11 protein-coding genes and 1 riboswitch are annotated in these 16,096 nt (G+C 72.3%); of the genes, 3 read left to right on the forward strand and 8 right to left on the reverse strand.

What is annotated here, in order from left to right:
• Positions 1-19 precede the first annotated feature (19 nt).
• Positions 20-1,588: a pentapeptide repeat-containing protein gene (locus KIK05_RS17565; protein WP_214411790.1), complete on the forward strand. Its 1,569-nt coding sequence runs from the start codon at positions 20-22 to the stop codon at positions 1,586-1,588.
• A gap of 89 nt (positions 1,589-1,677) precedes the next feature.
• On the opposite strand, the gene KIK05_RS17570 is transcribed toward KIK05_RS17565, so the two are convergent.
• The 4 genes from KIK05_RS17570 to KIK05_RS17585 all read right to left on the reverse strand — a co-directional run bounded on the left by KIK05_RS17570 (position 1,678) and on the right by KIK05_RS17585 (position 7,866).
• Positions 1,678-2,958 (reverse strand): mechanosensitive ion channel family protein, encoded by a 1,281-nt coding sequence (locus KIK05_RS17570; RefSeq protein ID WP_214411855.1) that lies wholly within the window; start codon positions 2,956-2,958, stop codon positions 1,678-1,680.
• A gap of 181 nt (positions 2,959-3,139) precedes the next feature.
• Entirely contained in the window at positions 3,140-4,135 is a 996-nt protein-coding gene (locus KIK05_RS17575) for a ribonucleotide-diphosphate reductase subunit beta (protein WP_214411791.1), read from the reverse strand.
• Positions 4,135-6,363 (reverse strand): ribonucleoside-diphosphate reductase subunit alpha, encoded by a 2,229-nt coding sequence (locus KIK05_RS17580; RefSeq protein ID WP_308249968.1) that lies wholly within the window; start codon positions 6,361-6,363, stop codon positions 4,135-4,137. Before KIK05_RS17580 ends, KIK05_RS17575 begins: the two co-directional genes overlap by 1 nt.
• A 116-nt stretch (positions 6,364-6,479) precedes the next feature.
• Positions 6,480-6,680: riboswitch (cobalamin riboswitch) on the reverse strand.
• Positions 6,681-6,903: 223 nt separating this feature from the next.
• Positions 6,904-7,866 carry a Bug family tripartite tricarboxylate transporter substrate binding protein gene (locus tag KIK05_RS17585; RefSeq protein WP_214411792.1) on the reverse strand — a complete coding sequence of 321 codons (963 nt, stop codon included), beginning with the start codon at positions 7,864-7,866 and terminating at the stop codon, positions 6,904-6,906.
• Positions 7,867-8,210: 344 nt separating this feature from the next.
• Between KIK05_RS17585 and KIK05_RS17590 the strand changes: the two genes are divergently transcribed.
• Complete coding sequence (locus tag KIK05_RS17590; RefSeq protein WP_214411793.1) at positions 8,211-9,308, forward strand: hypothetical protein; 1,098 nt, start codon at positions 8,211-8,213, stop codon at positions 9,306-9,308.
• Positions 9,309-9,436: 128 nt separating this feature from the next.
• Positions 9,437-10,531, forward strand: a complete 1,095-nt coding sequence (locus KIK05_RS17595; RefSeq protein WP_214411794.1) for a polyprenyl synthetase family protein — start codon at positions 9,437-9,439, stop codon at positions 10,529-10,531.
• Between the two features lie 475 nt (positions 10,532-11,006).
• Here the strand turns inward: KIK05_RS17595 and KIK05_RS17600 are convergent, their stop codons facing one another.
• The 4 genes from KIK05_RS17600 to abc-f form a co-directional block, all read right to left on the reverse strand.
• Positions 11,007-11,675: a response regulator transcription factor gene (locus tag KIK05_RS17600; RefSeq protein ID WP_214411795.1), complete on the reverse strand. Its 669-nt coding sequence runs from the start codon at positions 11,673-11,675 to the stop codon at positions 11,007-11,009.
• Complete coding sequence (locus KIK05_RS48900; RefSeq protein WP_308249969.1) at positions 11,672-12,976, reverse strand: sensor histidine kinase; 1,305 nt, start codon at positions 12,974-12,976, stop codon at positions 11,672-11,674. The genes KIK05_RS17600 and KIK05_RS48900 overlap by 4 nt, the downstream gene beginning before the upstream one ends.
• 474 nt (positions 12,977-13,450) lie before the next feature.
• Positions 13,451-14,332, reverse strand: coding sequence for a Vgb family protein (locus KIK05_RS17610; RefSeq protein WP_214411796.1), 882 nt, complete (start codon positions 14,330-14,332; stop codon positions 13,451-13,453).
• On the reverse strand, positions 14,332-15,960 hold the full coding sequence (gene abc-f, locus KIK05_RS17615; RefSeq protein ID WP_372455597.1) for a ribosomal protection-like ABC-F family protein: 1,629 nt from the start codon (positions 15,958-15,960) through the stop codon (positions 14,332-14,334). Before abc-f ends, KIK05_RS17610 begins: the two co-directional genes overlap by 1 nt.
• Positions 15,961-16,096: the final 136 nt, after the last annotated feature.

Below are 16,096 nucleotides of genomic sequence, written 5' to 3' on the forward strand. Positions count from 1 at the left end.
GACACGCTAAAGTCCGCATGTGCGGAGATCACGGCCATTCCGGCGGCTCACCCCGGCGGAACGACAGGTGTGGGACGCCTACCCCTCAGGAGCCTGGGTCGACCTGCGGACCGGTGACCCCGAACTGGACGACCCGGCGAAGGTCGAGCGGTGGGGGCCGGACCGCACCGTCCGTGCCCAGGTCCTGGCCTCCCTCATGCTCGGAGCCCACCCCTCCGAGCCCGGCCGGGTGCCGGGGCTGCGCCTGGCCGGTGCGCGGATCGTCGGCGAGCTGAACCTCTCCGACGCCACGCTCACCACCAAGCTGCACCTGCTGAACTGCCACCTCTCGGGCGCGGTCAGTCTCACCGACGCGACCACCAAGGGGGTGCGCTTCCGCGGCTGCCACATCCACCGCATCCGCGCGGCCCGCTGCACCGTGGACGGACTGTTCGAGCTCGACTCGTGCACGATCGAGGCGGGCATCCGGCTGGACAACGCCCACATCAGCGGGCAGCTGCGCCTGAGCCGGGCCCACCTGTACGCGCCGGGCACCACCCCGGCCGCCTCGGAGAACTACATGCAGGACCGGGGCCGCCTCTACACCGACGACGAGCGGCGCGAGCGGGGCTGGGACCACAGGTACTGGGCGCTGTGGGCGGGCGGCCTCATCGTGGACGGTGCGGCGTTCTGCCGGGACATGCGCGCCACCGGCGGGCTCCGCCTGCTCGGCGCCCGGTTCAACAGCGGCCTGTACCTGGAGCGGGCGGTCATCAAGGAAACGGGGCGGCAGGCGATCTACGCCGACCACCTGTCGGCGACCAGCGTCGAGTTCAGCGCCGGGTTCACCGCCGAGGGCACCGTACGGCTGCGCGGCGCGCGCATCCCGGGCGTGCTGTCGTTCAACCAGGCGAAGGTGAGCTCCCCCGACCGCTGCCTGCACCTGAGCCACATGCAGGTCGAGGAGCTCATCCTGAGCCCCGCCTCCGCCGAGGGCGAGGTCAACCTGGGGTACTCGCGGATCGGCGTGCTGCTGGACGACCCGAACGCCTATACGGGGCCGGTGCGCCTCAACGGGTTCACCTTCGAGTCGCTCAGAGGGAGCACCTCCCTCGCCGACCGCCTGTCGTGGCTGGGGCGCGACCCCGAGGGCTACCGGCCGCAGCCGTACGAGCAGCTCGCCTCCTGGTACCGCCGGATCGGGCACGACCAGGAGGCACGGGCCGTCCTTCTCGCCAAGCAGCGGGCCCGCCGCTCGACGCTGCGGATCCCCGGCCGCGTCGCGGGGTACCTGCTCGACCTCGTGGTCGGGTACGGGTACCGGCCGTGGCTGGCCGGGGTGTGGTTCGCCCTGCTGCTCGCCGTCGGCACGGCCGTCTTCGCCACCCATCCGCCCTCACAGGTCGGGCTGGACGAGCGGCGCGTCTTCCACGCCTTCCCCTACACGCTCGACCTGCTGGTACCGGTGAGCCTGTTCGAGCAGCGCGGCGCGTGGGAGCCGGTGGGGTGGACGCAGTGGCTGGCGAACTTCCTCATCGCCTCGGGGTGGATCCTCGCCACGGCCCTCATCGCGGGCGGCACCCGGGTCCTGCGCCCGCAGAGCAACTGACTCCAGGGGCCCACCGGCTCACCCGACCTCGGCAGCTCCGGTCGGTAGCCCCCCGGCCCGTCAGGGGCCGCAGGGAAGCGGGCGGCCTGTCAGGCGGACATGCGGCCGCTGTTGCGGGCCGCGCCGGTCCCCTGTGAGCCGTGGCTGTCGTTGGCGCGCGATCCATCGGCCGAGGCCTGGCGATGGCCGTCGCTGCCATCCGCCTGCGAGGCCTGGTGGAGGCCGTCGCCGTTGTTCGTCTGCGAGGCCTGGCCGGGGCCGTCGCCCTCGTTCGCCTGGGACGGCCCGGGCGTGGCGCCGTCCGCTTCGGGGCGGGGCGCGCCGGCTTCGCTCTCGGGCCGGGTGCCGGTGATCCGCTCGTTGGGGAGGTCCTCGACGCGGAAGCGGGGCAGGGCCTGGGGGTAGTTCTCGCGGATGAAGGTGACGAACATCTCGCGCATGTCGCACTTGAGGTCCCAGACGCTCGGCGCGTCGGAGGCGCTCATCAGCGCCCGCAGCTCCACCAGGCCGTTCGGCTGGATGTCGGTCACCTGGAGGGTCCAGTCCTTCTGGTCCCACAGCGGGTGGTCGCGCAGGCGCCGGTACAGCTCGGCCCGCAGCGCGTCGATGGGCACCGACCAGTCGACGTACAGCATCACGTGCCCGACCACCCGGCTCTCGTACCGGGTCCAGTTCTCGAACGGGGTGGTGGTGAAGTGCGACACCGGCAGGATGAGCCGCCGTTCGTCCCACAGCCGCACCACGACGTAGGTCAGCGTCAGTTCCTCGATGCGGCCCCACTCGCCGTCCACCACGACCGCGTCGTCCAGGCGGATGGCGTCACTGAAGGCCAGCTGCAGCCCCGCGATGAGGTTGCTCAGCGTGGACTGTGCGGCGATACCGGCGACCACACCGGCGATGCCGGCCGAGGCCAGCAGCCCGGCGCCGAGCGCGCGCACGGCCGGGAAGCTGAACAGCATGGCGCCCGTGGACACCACGATGATCACCGCGGCGGCCACCCGCCGTACGAGGGTGATCTGCGTGCGGATCCGGCGGGCCTTGCGGTTGGCCAGCCCCTCGACCTTGTTCAGCCGCGCGAGCACGACGTCGGTCACCGCGTAGGAGGCCTGGATCACCAGCCAGGCCACGCACGCGATCAGCAGCACGGTGACGGTCTGCTCGACCGCGTTGTCGGCGGTCCTGCCCGACATGCCCGGTACGTACACGGTGTTGAACGCCACCAGCGCCGCGGTGGCGAACCCCGGCCACGTGCAGCGTTCGACGAGCGGCCCGGCCAGCTGGAAACGGCCGTTCACCCGGCGGGATACCAGCAGGCGTCGGAGCAGCTCGACCGCCACGATCGCCGCGAGAACCGCGACGACCAGGACCATCCACTTCACTGCCGATGACACTAGGACGGCGCCCCCTTCGTCGTCTGTGAGGAGCCGGCCCGGGGGACCGGCTCCGGCGATCCATAACCAAACTTCGGACTATAAATCACCACAGATCGTCTATAGGGCCGAGACCTATCTCACATTGCGGGCCTGTCCCAGTAAACGCCCACAAAGTACCTTAAAACGCCTCGTCGAGGCTCACCTTCCCCTCCACCGCGACCTGGTAGGCCGAGACCCGGCGCTCGAAGAAGTTCGCCAGCTCCTGAACGTCCTGCAGTTCCATGAACGCGAAGGGGTTCGCCGTGCCGTACCTCGTGGGAAGACCGAGCCGTGCCAGGCGGCGGTCGGCGACGTACTCGAGGTACTCGCGCATCTGCTCGGCGCTCATGCCGGGCAGGCCCTCGCCGCACAGGTCGCGGGCGAACGCCAGCTCGGCCGCGACCGCCTCCTCCAGCATCTCGGTCACCTGGGCGCCGAGCTTGTCGTCGAAGAGATCGGGCTCCTCCGCCCGCACGGTGTCGACGACGGAGAAGGCGAACTCCATGTGCATGGACTCGTCGCGGAACACCCAGTTCGTCCCCGTGGCGAGCCCGCCCAGCAGGCCGCGCGAGCGCAGCCAGTACACGTAGGCGAACGCGCCGTAGAAGAACAGCCCCTCGATGCAGGCGGCGAAGCAGATCAGGTTGAGCAGGAAGGCCCGGCGGTCGTCCCGCGTCTCCAGCCTGGCCAGGCCGTTGATCGAGTCGATCCACTTGAAGCAGAACTCGGCCTTGTCCCTGATGGACGGGATGTGCTCGATCGCGGCGAACGCCTTGACCCGCTCGTCGTGGTCGGGCAGGTAGGTGTCGAGCAGCGTCAGGTAGAACTGCACGTGCACGGCCTCCTCGAACAGCTGCCGCGACAGGTACAGCCGCGCCTCGGGGGCGTTGACGTGCTGGTAGAGGTTCAGCACCAGGTTGTTGGCCACGATCGAGTCACCGGTGGCGAAGAACGCCACCAGGCGGTTGATCAGGTGCCGCTCCCCCGCGCTCAGCCTGGCGAGATCGGCGAGGTCGGAGTGCAGGTCGACCTCCTCGACCGTCCAGGTGTTGCGGATGGCGGCCCGGTACCGCTCGTAGAAGTCCGGGTACCGCATCGGGCGCAGCGTCAGGTCCATCCCAGGGTCGAGCAGCATTACTGGCACGCCTCACAGATCTCGGGGTTCTCAAGGGAGCAGGCGACCGCCTCGGGGTCGAGGACGGTGGTCTTCACGGCGGCGGTCGTCGCCGCCACGGTGGTCTGCGCGATGCGCGTGGCGGGGCGCGAGCGCAGGTAGTAGGTGGTCTTCAGCCCGGCGCGCCAGGCGTAGGCGTACATCGAGGAGAGCTTGCCGATCGTCGGGGTCGCCATGAAGAGGTTCAGCGACTGCGACTGGTCGATGTACGGCTGGCGGGCGGCGGCGAGGTCGATCAGGGCCTTCTGCGGCAGCTCCCAGGCCGTCCGGTACAGGGCCTTGAGGTCCTCGGGGACGGCGGGGATGTCCTGCACGGACCCGTCGGCGCGCTTGACGGCGTCCCGCACCTCCGGCGTCCACAGGCCCCGCTCCTGCAGGTCACGGACGAGATAGCGGTTGACCTGCAAGAACTCTCCCGACAGGGTCTCGCGCTTGAACACGTTGGACACCTGCGGCTCGATGCACTCGTAGCACCCGGCGATCGACGCGATCGTCGCCGTCGGCGCCACCGCGACCAGCAGCGAGTTGCGCAGGCCCGTGACAGCGATCCGCTCGCGCAGGGCGTCCCACTCGGCCGGGTGGACGGGGCCGGCGGCCGGGTAGTGGTCGAGGTGCAGCACCCCCTGCGCGGCGCGGGTGTCGGCGTACGACGGGTGGGCGCCGAGCCTCTCGGCCAGGTCCGCCGACGCGCCGTAGGCCGCCAGTGCGATCTCCTCGGCGACACGGGTGGACAGGGCGAGCGCCTCCGGCGAGTCGAACGGGAGCCGCAGCGTGAAGAACACGTCCGCCAGGCCCATCACGCCCAGCCCGACCGGCCGCCAGCGCTTGTTGGCCGCCTCCGCCTCGGGCGTCGGGTAGAAGCCCCGGTCGATCGACCGGTCGAGGAAGCGGACGGCCGTCGCGACCGTCGCGCGCAGCCGCGCCCAGTCGACGCCGCCGGCGGTGAGATGGGCGGCGAGGTTGATCGAGCCGAGGTTGCACACGGCGGTCTCGGCGTCGCTGGTCACCTCGAGGATCTCGGTGCACAGGTTGGACAGGTGGATGACGTTCTCCCGGCGCGCCGTCTGGTTGGAGGCGCGGTTGGAGGCGTCCTTGAAGGTCATCCACCCGTTGCCGGTCTGGGCGAGGGTGCGCATCATGCGGCCGTACAGCGTCCGCGCGGGCAGCTGCCTGACGTACCGGCCGGCCGCCTCCGCCGCGCGGTACGCCTCGTCGAACTCCGCCCCCCACAGGTCCACCAGCTCGGGGACCTCCTTGGGGTCGAACAGCGACCACATCCCGTCGTCCTCGACCCGGCGCATGAACTCGTCCGGGATCCAGTTGGCGAGGTTGAGGTTGTGGGTACGGCGGGCGTCCTCGCCGGTGTTGTCGCGCAGCTCCAGGAACTCCTCGACGTCGGCGTGCCAGGGCTCCAGGTAGACGCAGGCCGCGCCCTTGCGCCGTCCGCCCTGGTTCACCGCCGCCACGCTGGAGTCGAGCGTGCGCAGCCACGGGACGATGCCGTTGGAGTGCCCGTTGGTCCCCTTGATGAGCGAGCCGCGCGAGCGGACCCGCGTCCAGGAGATGCCGATGCCCCCGGCGTACTTCGACAGCCGCGCCACCTGGCCGTACCGCTCGTAGATCGCCTCCAGCTCGTCCCGTGGCGAGTCGAGCAGGAAGCACGACGACAACTGCGGGCGCCGGGCGCCGGAGTTGAAGAGGGTGGGCGAACTGGGCAGGTACGACAGGGTCGAGATCAGCCGGTAGAGCTCGGCCGCCTCCTCCACGGTCTCGGCCAGGCCGCAGGCCACCCGCAGGAAGAAGTGCTGCGGCCGCTCGAGCACGCCCCGCGTCACCGGGTGGCGCAGCAGGTAGCGGTCGTAGACGGTACGCAGGCCGAAGTACTCGAAACGGGCGTCGCCCTCGGGGTCGACCAGGCCGTCGAGCGCGGCCGCGTTGGCGCGGACGAACGCGGCCAGGGCGTCCTGGACCAGACCGGCCGCGTGGGTGGCCGCGACCGACTCGGAGAACGACCGCACGCCGTGCGCCGCCGCCTCCTCGGCGATCTCCTCGGCGAGCAGGCCGGCGGCGATCCGGGAGTTCGCGGGGTCGGTCACGACCCGCGCCGCCGCCTCCTCGATCGCCAGCCGCCGCGCGCCGGCCCGCGCGTCCCCCTGCTGCCGAACCGGCAAATCGCGTGTCACGGTCACGTGCTCTCTCCTCCATCGGGCTCGGAGCCCCGTGAGAGAGCGCGCGTCAGGGCGCGTCCGGACGACCCTGGACGCGGGCACGCCTGACCACGCCGCCGCGGCCCTCCCTCGAGGCCTGGACGACAACATCACCGGCAGGTCTTCGGACTCGCGGGCGCCCTTCTCGTGCCTACTGGCCGTCGCTTCCCAGGCCGCGTGCGGCCCAGTGCTCATGTGACGGCGGTCGTTCCCGCTCACCGCTGCGGGGCAGTCCCGGAATCACACCGGGTTCCCTCTTGCCTCGCCCCGAGGGGCGAACCAGCGACGAGCAGGATCCTACATCTAGTGGCCTCTCACGCAACCACCCCCACACCTTGTGCCGCCGGATGCCGTGATGCGCTATTGTGGCGACAGCCCCCAGGTGTCGGACACGCCCCTCCAGCGCCCCGCCGAACCACAGGCACTCCACACCACGGCGACAGCTCCCAGCTGTCGGACACGCCCCCTCCACCGCCCCGCCGAACCACAGGCACTCCACACCACGGCGGCAGCTCCCAGCTGTCAGACACGCACCCCGAGGTCCTCCAGCGCACGGCTGAGCCGCCGGCACTCCACGCGCAGCCACTGCCGGAGCTCCTCGCCGTCGAGGTACAGCGGCTCCCAGCCGTTGCGCGCGCACTGCTGCTGCCAGCGCGCCGACTCGGCGACCCCGCGGCACAGGTCGAGCAGCGCCGCCCGGTCGTCCTCCCGCAGGCCGCCCGGCCCGAGGAGGCCGCGCCAGTCGGCGCAGTACAGGTGCACGTCGCACTCCAGGAGGGTGGGGGCGTCCAGGCCGTCGATGCGGTCCGGGGCGGACACCGCCAGCACGTGCACGTCGCCGCTGCGCACCCGCTCACGCACCTCCGCGTGACTGCCGAGAACGGCCGCCACCCGCCCGGAGGCGAGCGCGGTGATGGCCTGGTCACTCGTCGGATAGGCCTCGTAGTGCAGCAGCCTCGGGTCCACCCCGAGGCTCTGGGCGAGCATGCCGAGGAGCAGGTGGTCCACCCCGCCCTTGGCCCTGCCCGCCACGGCGAGCCTGTCGGGGGCGCGGCGCATGGCGTCGGCGAACGCGCCGAACGTGCCGAGCCGCGAGGAGGACGGCACCACCAGCAGTTCCCACTCGCCGCACAGCCGAGCGAGCGGCGTCGTGCCGGCGAACGCGTGCGCCTGGCGGACGGGCCGGATCGTCCCGACCATGGCGGGACGCGCCAGCAGCACCTGGCCGGGGCGCCCGGCGCGGAGGAACTCGGTCAGCGCGGTCCGCAGCGGGCGGTTCACCACCTCGACCCCGCCGGTCAGCGACTCCTTCTCGGCCACCCCTTTCAGCGTGCGCGCCACCAGGTCCACGTCGCCGCCGGTCGGTCCCGGGGCGACCATCGATATCGTCGTCGACGAGAGCCTGCGGGAGCCGACGGGATTCCCGCATCCGGCGGCCAGCGCGAAGAGCCCCGCCCCGAGCGCGAGCACCTGCCGACGACGCATGGTTCACGCCCTTTCCCCCGTTATACGACTAAATGCCCATTTCGCTCCCCCTCCACACGACCGACTGTTCGGCGTGCGGCGGGTCGGCGTACGCGGCTCGGCGAATGAAAAACCGTTCCCAACACCCCGTGCACCTGTGGCCGACCCCGGTCCGGCATGCGGCGGGTCGATGTACGTGGCTCGGCGGATGGAGGTGGGCTCCCCCGCGTGGGGGATGCGGTTCACGTCGCGGGGGGAGTCGCCGAACCGTCCCAGGAAGAGATCGTGGAGGTGCGCTTCCCGGCGCTTCCTTCCAGAGCTACACGCGACGGGAAGGACACCTTCTCCTCCCAAAGGGGGCAATCGTGACATCCTCCACAGGGGACGCCGTCACGTCCTCACCCATCCCGATCTCCAGTGCCACCGCGGGACGATTCGAGTGGGCCGGGTACGCGGCCGCCCTCTGGGCCGCGACGTACGGTGTGGCCGCGCTCGTCTGGACCGTCACCGGCCACGGCTTCCCCTTCGGCACCAATGACAGCAACCAGATGGCGCTGCTGCGGAACATCCCGCCGGACGTCGGCGCCCCCGTCTTCGCCGGGGTCCTGCTCGCCACCGCGGTCGCCGCCTTCGCCATGGCGGGCCGGCACGCGGTACGGCTGCACGGCGCGCCCCGGATCCTGCTGCTGGGCCTGGGCTGGACGGTGGCCGCCGCCCTGCTCGTGATCGTGCCGACCGTGAGCGTGATGACACTGACGGGGTACGCGCCCATGCTCATCCTCGGCGCCCCCTTCGGCTGGCCCGACGTGGACTACTCCCGAGTGTTCACCTGGTCGCTGCTGAACCAGGCCTGGTGCATGATCGGCGGTTACCTCCTCGCGTTCGCCGTGCTGTCCTGGCAGCGCCGCGGCCGTGGCGCCTGCCCCCGGTGCGGCCGCGACCACGACGCCTCCCCGGCCGAGCGCGCCCGCGTCGTCACCTGGGGGCGCCGGGCGACGGCCGTCGCGGTCGTGGTCCCGCTGTTCTACGCCGTGAGCCGGTACGCGTGGGTGCTGCACATCCCCCTTGGCGCCGACCAGGCCTTGCTGCGTTCGCTGTGGGAGTCCGGCGCCGTCTGGGCGGGCGCGGGTCTCGCCACCTTCGCCGTCGTCGGCTCGGTCCTGACCCTCGGACTGGTCCAGCGCTGGGGCGAGGTGTTCCCCCGCTGGATGCCCGGCCTCGCGGGCCGCCGCGTGCCGGTCAAACTCGCGACGATCCCGGTGGCGTACGTGGCGCCCATCGTCGTCACCGGGGGCCTGGCCCTGGTGACCTCACCGCAGATGTGGCGGATGGTGGGCAACGACAAGGTCCTGATCTTCACGCACGCCCTGTGGCCCCTGTGGGGCATCGCGCTCGCCGTGGCCGGATACGGCTACTACCTGCGGCGACGTGGTGCCTGCCTCGCCTGCGGACGCAACGGCTGAGCACCACGCGAACCACCCCCGACCCGCCGAACGAGAGAACTGAACACCATGCGGACCACCCCTGAACACGAGAACCGAACACCCGCACACACCACCCCCGACACCCTCGGACGGGAGAGCTGAACACCATGTGGACCATCCCCGATGCCGGCCTGGCCGCCTGGACCGCCGGCAAGCTCACCGCCGTCGACGAGCTGCTGCGCGCCACCCTGCACACCCCGCACGACCCGTTCCTGACCAACGTGGCCACCCACCTGCTCGGCGCGGGCGGAAAGCGGCTGCGTCCGGCGCTCGTGCTGCTGTCCGCGCGGTTCGGTGAGGCCGACCACCCCTACGTCGTCCGGGCGGCGGCGTGCGTGGAACTCATGCACGTGGCCTCCCTCTACCACGACGACGTCATGGACGAGTCCGCCACCCGGCGCGGGGTGCCCAGCGTCAACGCGACGTGGGGCAACCGGGTGGCGATCCTCGCCGGCGACTACCTCGCCGCCAAGGCGGCCGAGATCGCCGCACCCCTGGGCACCGCGGCGCTGGAGGAGCAGGCCCGCATGCTCACCCGGCTGGTCACCGGGCAGCTCCACGAGACCGTGGGGGCGGGCCACGCCGACCCCGAGCAGTACTACATGAGCGTGATCGCCGACAAGACGGCGGCCCTGTTCGCGCTGGCGACCCGGCTCGGGGCTCGCGCGTCGGGGGCGCCGGCGGAGACGGGCGAGGCGCTCGGACGGTACGGCGAGGCCCTCGGGGTGGCGTTCCAGCTCGCCGACGACGTCCTCGACCTCGTCGAACCCTCCCAGGATCACACCCGCGCCCCGGGTGTCGACCTCCGCCAGGGCGTGGCCACTCTCCCCGTCCTACGCGCCCTACGCACCCGCCCCGCGACCAGATCCGGACGCTCTCCCAAGAGCGGATCCATGGAGGCACCCGAAGCCGAGCACTCCCGCCGGAACGGGGACGCAGGCCGGGCGAGGTACGGCATGCGGGACCGGGTGCGGCTCCGCCGGCTGCTGACCTCAGGGCCGATCACCGACGCCTCCGACCTGGCGACGGCGGCACGCCTCCTGCGTCGCTCCCCTGGCTTCGCCGAGACGCAGGCCGAGGTGCGACGCCACGCCGGCCTCGCCCGCCAGGCCCTCCTCCCCCTCCCCGCCACCCCGGCCCGCGAAGCCCTGACCGCGATGTGCGACTACATCGTCTCCCGCACCACCCCCACCCCCACCTGACCCCGTTCCTCTCCCCGACCCGTCGATCACCCACCCACACGAATCGCGCGGAGACCACCGCCTCACCTCCCACCACCCTCCCTCACAAGAAACACGGGATCGAGGGACCAGAGACCACCTAGAGCACAAGGACAACATCCCGCCTGCCCTTGAGCCCTCGATCACCCACCACGAATCGCGCGGATGACCACCGCCCCACCTTCACCACCCGGCCGAACAAGAAACACGGGATCAGGGGGCCAGAGACCACCTAGAGCACACGGACAACACCCCGGCCGTCCTTGGACCCTCGGTCACTCGCCGTAAGCGGCACCGGAACCACGCCGCATCCCACCCCGCGACGCCGGAGGAGAAACCCTCCGTGTCGGGTGGAGCAGAGGCGGCGAAGCGGTCAGTTGCGGCCAACGAAGCCGGACTTGTAGGCGACGATCACCGCCTGGGTGCGGTCGCAGGCAGAGACTGCCGAGCGAAGCGGTCAGCCGACCGGGCTGACGAAACCGGACTCGTAGGCGACGATCACCGCCTGGGTGCGGTCGCGGGCGGAGAGTTTGGTGAGGATGTTGCCGACGTGGGTCTTGACGGTCTCGGCGCCCACCACCAGGCGTGCGGCGATCTCGGCGTTGGACAGGCCCGTGGCCATCAGACGCAGGACCTCCTCCTCCCGTTCGGTCAGGCGGGCGCGGCGGAGGCGGTCGGCCGCCGGTCCGCCCGTGGCGGGGCCGCCGCCGTACGTCCCGGCCAGGCGGCGGATCGCGGCCGGGAACACCAGCGACTCCCCCCGGGCGACCACTCGCACGGCCTCCACGACCTCCGGAGGGCGCGCGCGCTTGAGCAGGAACCCGCTCGCGCCGGCGCGCAGCGCCTCGTAGACGTAGTCGTCGTTCTCGAAGGTGGTGACGACGAGCACCCGGGGCGGGTCGGCGGACGCGGCGAGCAGCCGGCGCGTGGCCTCGATGCCGTCGATCGCCGGCATCCGGACGTCCATGAGCAGCACGTCGGGCCGGGTGCGGGCCACCATGTCCATGACCTCGGCGCCGTCGGCCGCCTCGCCGACCACCTCGAGGTCGGACTGCGCGCCGACGATGACCCGCAGCCCCACCCGGATCAGCTCCTCGTCGTCGACGATCGCCACCCGGGTCGTCATCGCTCCTCCTGATCGCCGAGCGGGAGATGGACGGAGACCTTCCACTGGCCGCCGTCGGGACCGGCCGTCATGGTGCCGCCGAGGAGCCGGACGCGTTCGCGCATGCCGTCGAGGCCCCGGCCGCCCTCGCGGCGGGGATACGCGCCGGTCACCGGGTTGGCGACGTCGATGGTGAGGGCCCGGCGGCCGGCGGCGACGCGCAGCGTGACCGGGACGGGCCCCGCGTGACGCAGCACGTTCGTCAGGCTCTCCTGGATGATGCGATATCCCTCGCGGGAGACCGGGGCGGGCAGCGCCTCCACGGGACCGTCGACGTCGGTGCGCACCTCGACGCCCGTGCCGCGGGAGTGCGCGAGCAGCCTGCCGAGATCGGCCAGGCCATGGTGGGGAAGACCGTCGGACTGCTCCCCCTCGCGCAGCATGCCGAGCACGCGGTCGAGGTCCTCGGCGGCGGCGCGCCCGGTCTCCTCGATCGCGGCGAGGGCCTGGCGGGCGAAGGCCGGGTCGGTGTCGAGCACCTGGGACGCGGCGGCGGCCTGCAGCGTCGTGACCGTCAGCGCGTGGCCGATCGAGTCGTGCAGCTCGCGGGCCAGCCGGTTACGCTCGGCGAGCCGGGCCGCGCGCGCCTCCAGCACGGCGATGCGCTCGGCGGGCGAGGGCCCGAGCAGAACGGGGGCCATGACCGCCGCCACCGCCCCCAGCCCCGCCACCGCGTACACGACGCCGACGAGCATGACCACGCCGAGCAGCGACAGCCAGCCCGGATCGTGCACGTCGAGCGGCCCGAGGCGCAGCCCCTGCAGCGAGCCGCCCTCGATGCCGAACATCTGGACCACGAACGCCATGCCCATCACCAGGGGGATGAGCAGGAGCAGCCCGACGACCCCGCCCGCGACGAGGTGGACGGCGAACCACAGCGCCGCCCGCACCCGCGTCTCACGGGCCGCACGCCCCGGCTCCACCGTCTCGGGCGGGTCGGGCAGCGGGACGCCGAGCAGCGACCGCGCCGCCGTGATCTCCAGTGCCCTGGTGCCGCGCAGGAACGGCGGCACGACGCCGATCACGACGGCCAGCAGGAGCACGAGCCCGAGCAACGCGTACGGCGGGCGCGGCATCGTGAACATCTGCACGAACGCGAGCCCCACCAGGACGTACGGCAGGAGCAGCACACCGCCGAGCAGCAGGTGGACGCCACGACGGTAGGTCGCCCCGCTGACAAGCGGGGCGACCATCGCGCGCACCCAGCCGACGGAATCCGCCCCCGAGCCAGGGCGGGGAGCCGCGGCGACCCGAACCTTCACGCCCGCCATTCTCCCAGCTCCGCCGCGTCTCCCAGACCCGTTATCCACAGGCCGGCGGCTCATTGGGCCTCCGCGGCCCGTTTTTCCACAGCCCCATGGTTCACGGCGTCACGGTCGCCGTTTCTCCACAGCCCCACGGCTCCCGGCGTCGCGGTCGCCGTTTCTCCACAGCCCATGGTTCACGGCGTCGCGGGTCGCACCGCCGGGACGCCTGCTCGACCACCGGACCGTGACATCCCGGCAGTGACGCGGCCGGCACCACCGGCCCGTGGCATCCCGGCAGTGACGCGGCCCGCACCACCGGCTCGTCTCCTCCGGGGCAATGGAACGGCCGGTACCGCATGCTCGTGACCTCCACGGCAGCGGAACGGCCAGCAGTGCCTGCTCGTGACCCCCCACGGCAGCGGAACGGCCGGTGTCGCCGGCTTGTGACGTTCAGGCAGTGACGACGCGGCCGGTACCGACGGTGGGTGATCACATATCGAGCGGGATCCGGGCCAGCGCCCCCGTCTCCAGGGCCGTCCACACCGCCCCGTCCGGCCCGGCGGTGATGCCGTGCGGCTCGCTGGCCGGGGTCGGCAGGTCGTACTCATGGACCTCGCCCTTCCCGTTGACGCGGCCGACGCGGTTGGCACCCCACTCGGTGAACCACAGCTCGTCGCCGGCGGCGACGATGGCGTGCGGGCGGGCCTGGCGGTCGGGGAGCGGGAACTCCTCGATCTTCCCGTCCGTCTGGACGCGCCCGATCTGCCCGGCGCCGATCTCGACGAACCACAGCGCGCCGTCCGGGCCCGCGGCGATGCCCACGGGGGCGGCCCCCGCCGTTGGGAGCCGGTGGACCGTCACCTCGCCGTCCAGGCCGATCCTGCCGATGGCGTCGGCCCCGTTCATCGTGAACCACAGCCCGCCGTCGTCCCCCGCCGCGATGGCCGACGGGAACGCGCCCTCGATCGGCAGTGGGAACTCGGTGACCTCCCCGGCCGTGGTGATACGCCCGATCCGCCCGGCGGCCGTCTCGGTGAACCACAGCGCGCCGTCGGCGCCGGTCACGATGCCGAACGGCCCGGCGTCCGCGCTGGGCAGGGCGTACGACCGGACGTCCCCGTCGAGGGTGACGCGGCCGATGCGATGATCCCTGTACCGGGTGAACCACAGCGCGCCGTCGGGGCCGGTCGTGATGACCGTCGGGCCGCAGTCCGGTTCCAGCTCGTAGGTGGTGGCCGACCGCTCGCCCGGCACGAGCCGGCCGATGCGGCCCTGGTGCACCAGCGTGAACCACAGGGCGCCGTCCGGCCCGGTGGTGACCGCGTACGGCCCGGCGTCCGCGCCGGACACCCTGATCTCCTCTATCAACATCAGCGGGCCCTCCTCGGACCGGTTCCGGTTTCCGCGCCGAGGAGGCGTCCCCGGTGCATTTCCACGTGGGTGCCGGTGAATCCGGCGCGCAGCGTGCGGTCGTGCGAGACGACCACGAGGGCGCCCTGGTAGGCGCGCAGAGCCTTCTCCAGCTCCTCCACCAGCGTGAGCGACAGGTGGTTGGTGGGCTCGTCGAGCAGCAGCAGGTCGTGCTCCCCGGCGAGCAGCCGGGCGAGGGCCAGCCTGCGCCGCTGGCCGACCGACAGGGCCCCGACCGGCGTACCGAGGGTGCCGGCGTGGAACAGGCCGTACGAGAGCAGGCGCTCGCGGTGCTCCTCCAGGTAGCCCGGCCGGCCCTCGGCGAACGCCTCCAGCAGGGGCGTCGCCGGACGGTCGAAGCCCACCTCCTGCGGCAGGTACCCGACCCGGCCGCGCCGCCGCACGCTCCCGGAGCCGGGAACGAGCTCCCCGGCCAGCACGCGCAGCAGCGTCGACTTGCCGGCGCCGTTCTCCCCGTGGACGAGCAGCCGCTCCCCGGCCTCGACGTCGAAGGCGTCGACGGCGAGGCGGTCGCCGACGCGCACGTCGCGCAGCTCGGCCACCGGCCCCGTAGCGGCTCCTCCGTCGAACAGCCCGGCGAAGCGCAGGGGCACGGGCGGCCTGGGCACGGGGTTCTCCCGGAGCCGGCGCAGGCGCTCACCGGCCTGCCGTACCCGGCTCGCGATCGAGCTCTGCACCCGGCCCGCGTCCCGGTCGTAGGCCATCTTGTTGCCGTCCTTCATGGCCCGGCCGGGGGCGACGCGGTGGGCGGTGGTGGCCGCGAACGTCTCCACCCGTTCGATCTCCTCGCACCATTCGGCGTACGCCTGCTCCCAGCGCTGCCGGGCGGCGGCCTTCTCGGCGAGGTATCCGGCGTACCCGCCGCCGAAGCGGGTCACCGCGCGGCCCTCGACCTCCAGGACGGCCTCGGCCACCCGCCTCAGGAAGGACCGGTCGTGCGACACCGCCACGACCGTGCCGCGGTGCGCGCGCAGACGGTCCTCCAGCCATCGCACGGAGGCGGCGTCGAGATGGTTGGTCGGCTCGTCGAGGAGCAGGATCTCCGGGGAGGCCGCGAGCAGGCAGGCGAGCCCGAGGCGGGCCTGCTCGCCGCCGGACAGGCTCCCGAGGAGGCGGTCGCGGCCGACGTGGGCGAGCCCGAGACCGTGCAGCGCCTTGTCGACACGGGCGTCGGCCTCGTAGCCGCCGCGGGCCTCGTACGCGCTGAGCAGCTCGCCGTACTCGGTGAGCCGGTCGCCTGCGAGGTCGCCCTCCAGCTCGCGCATGCGGCGTTCCATCGCGCGCAGCTCGGCGAGCGCGTGGTCGACGGCCTGCTGGACGGTGTGCTCCGGGGGAAGGCCGAGGGTCTGGCCGAGGTGACCGACGCCGCCCCCGGCGGTGACGACGATCTCGCCGTCGTCGGGCTTCTCGACGCCGGCGATCAGGCGCAGCAGCGTGGACTTGCCGGAGCCGTTCTCCCCGACGACGCCGACGTGCTCGCTCGGCCTGACGGTGAAGGAGACGTGGTCGAGGACCAGCAGGTCTCCGTAGGACTTACTGACGCCCCGCAGGGCGAGCTGAGTTGACAGGGGAGGACTCCAGGTGGTGGTGGGAACACGTCGTCGCGGCACTCGCCGAACGGCCCATCGCCGATCACCCTCTCGCTTAACACTACTTAGTTGCATTAGACTCGACTATGACAGACCCGATCCCACTCACGCAACC

Origin of the sequence: Sphaerisporangium fuscum (assembly GCF_018531465.1) — a bacterium.
Lineage (GTDB): Bacteria > Actinomycetota > Actinomycetes > Streptosporangiales > Streptosporangiaceae > Sphaerisporangium > Sphaerisporangium fuscum.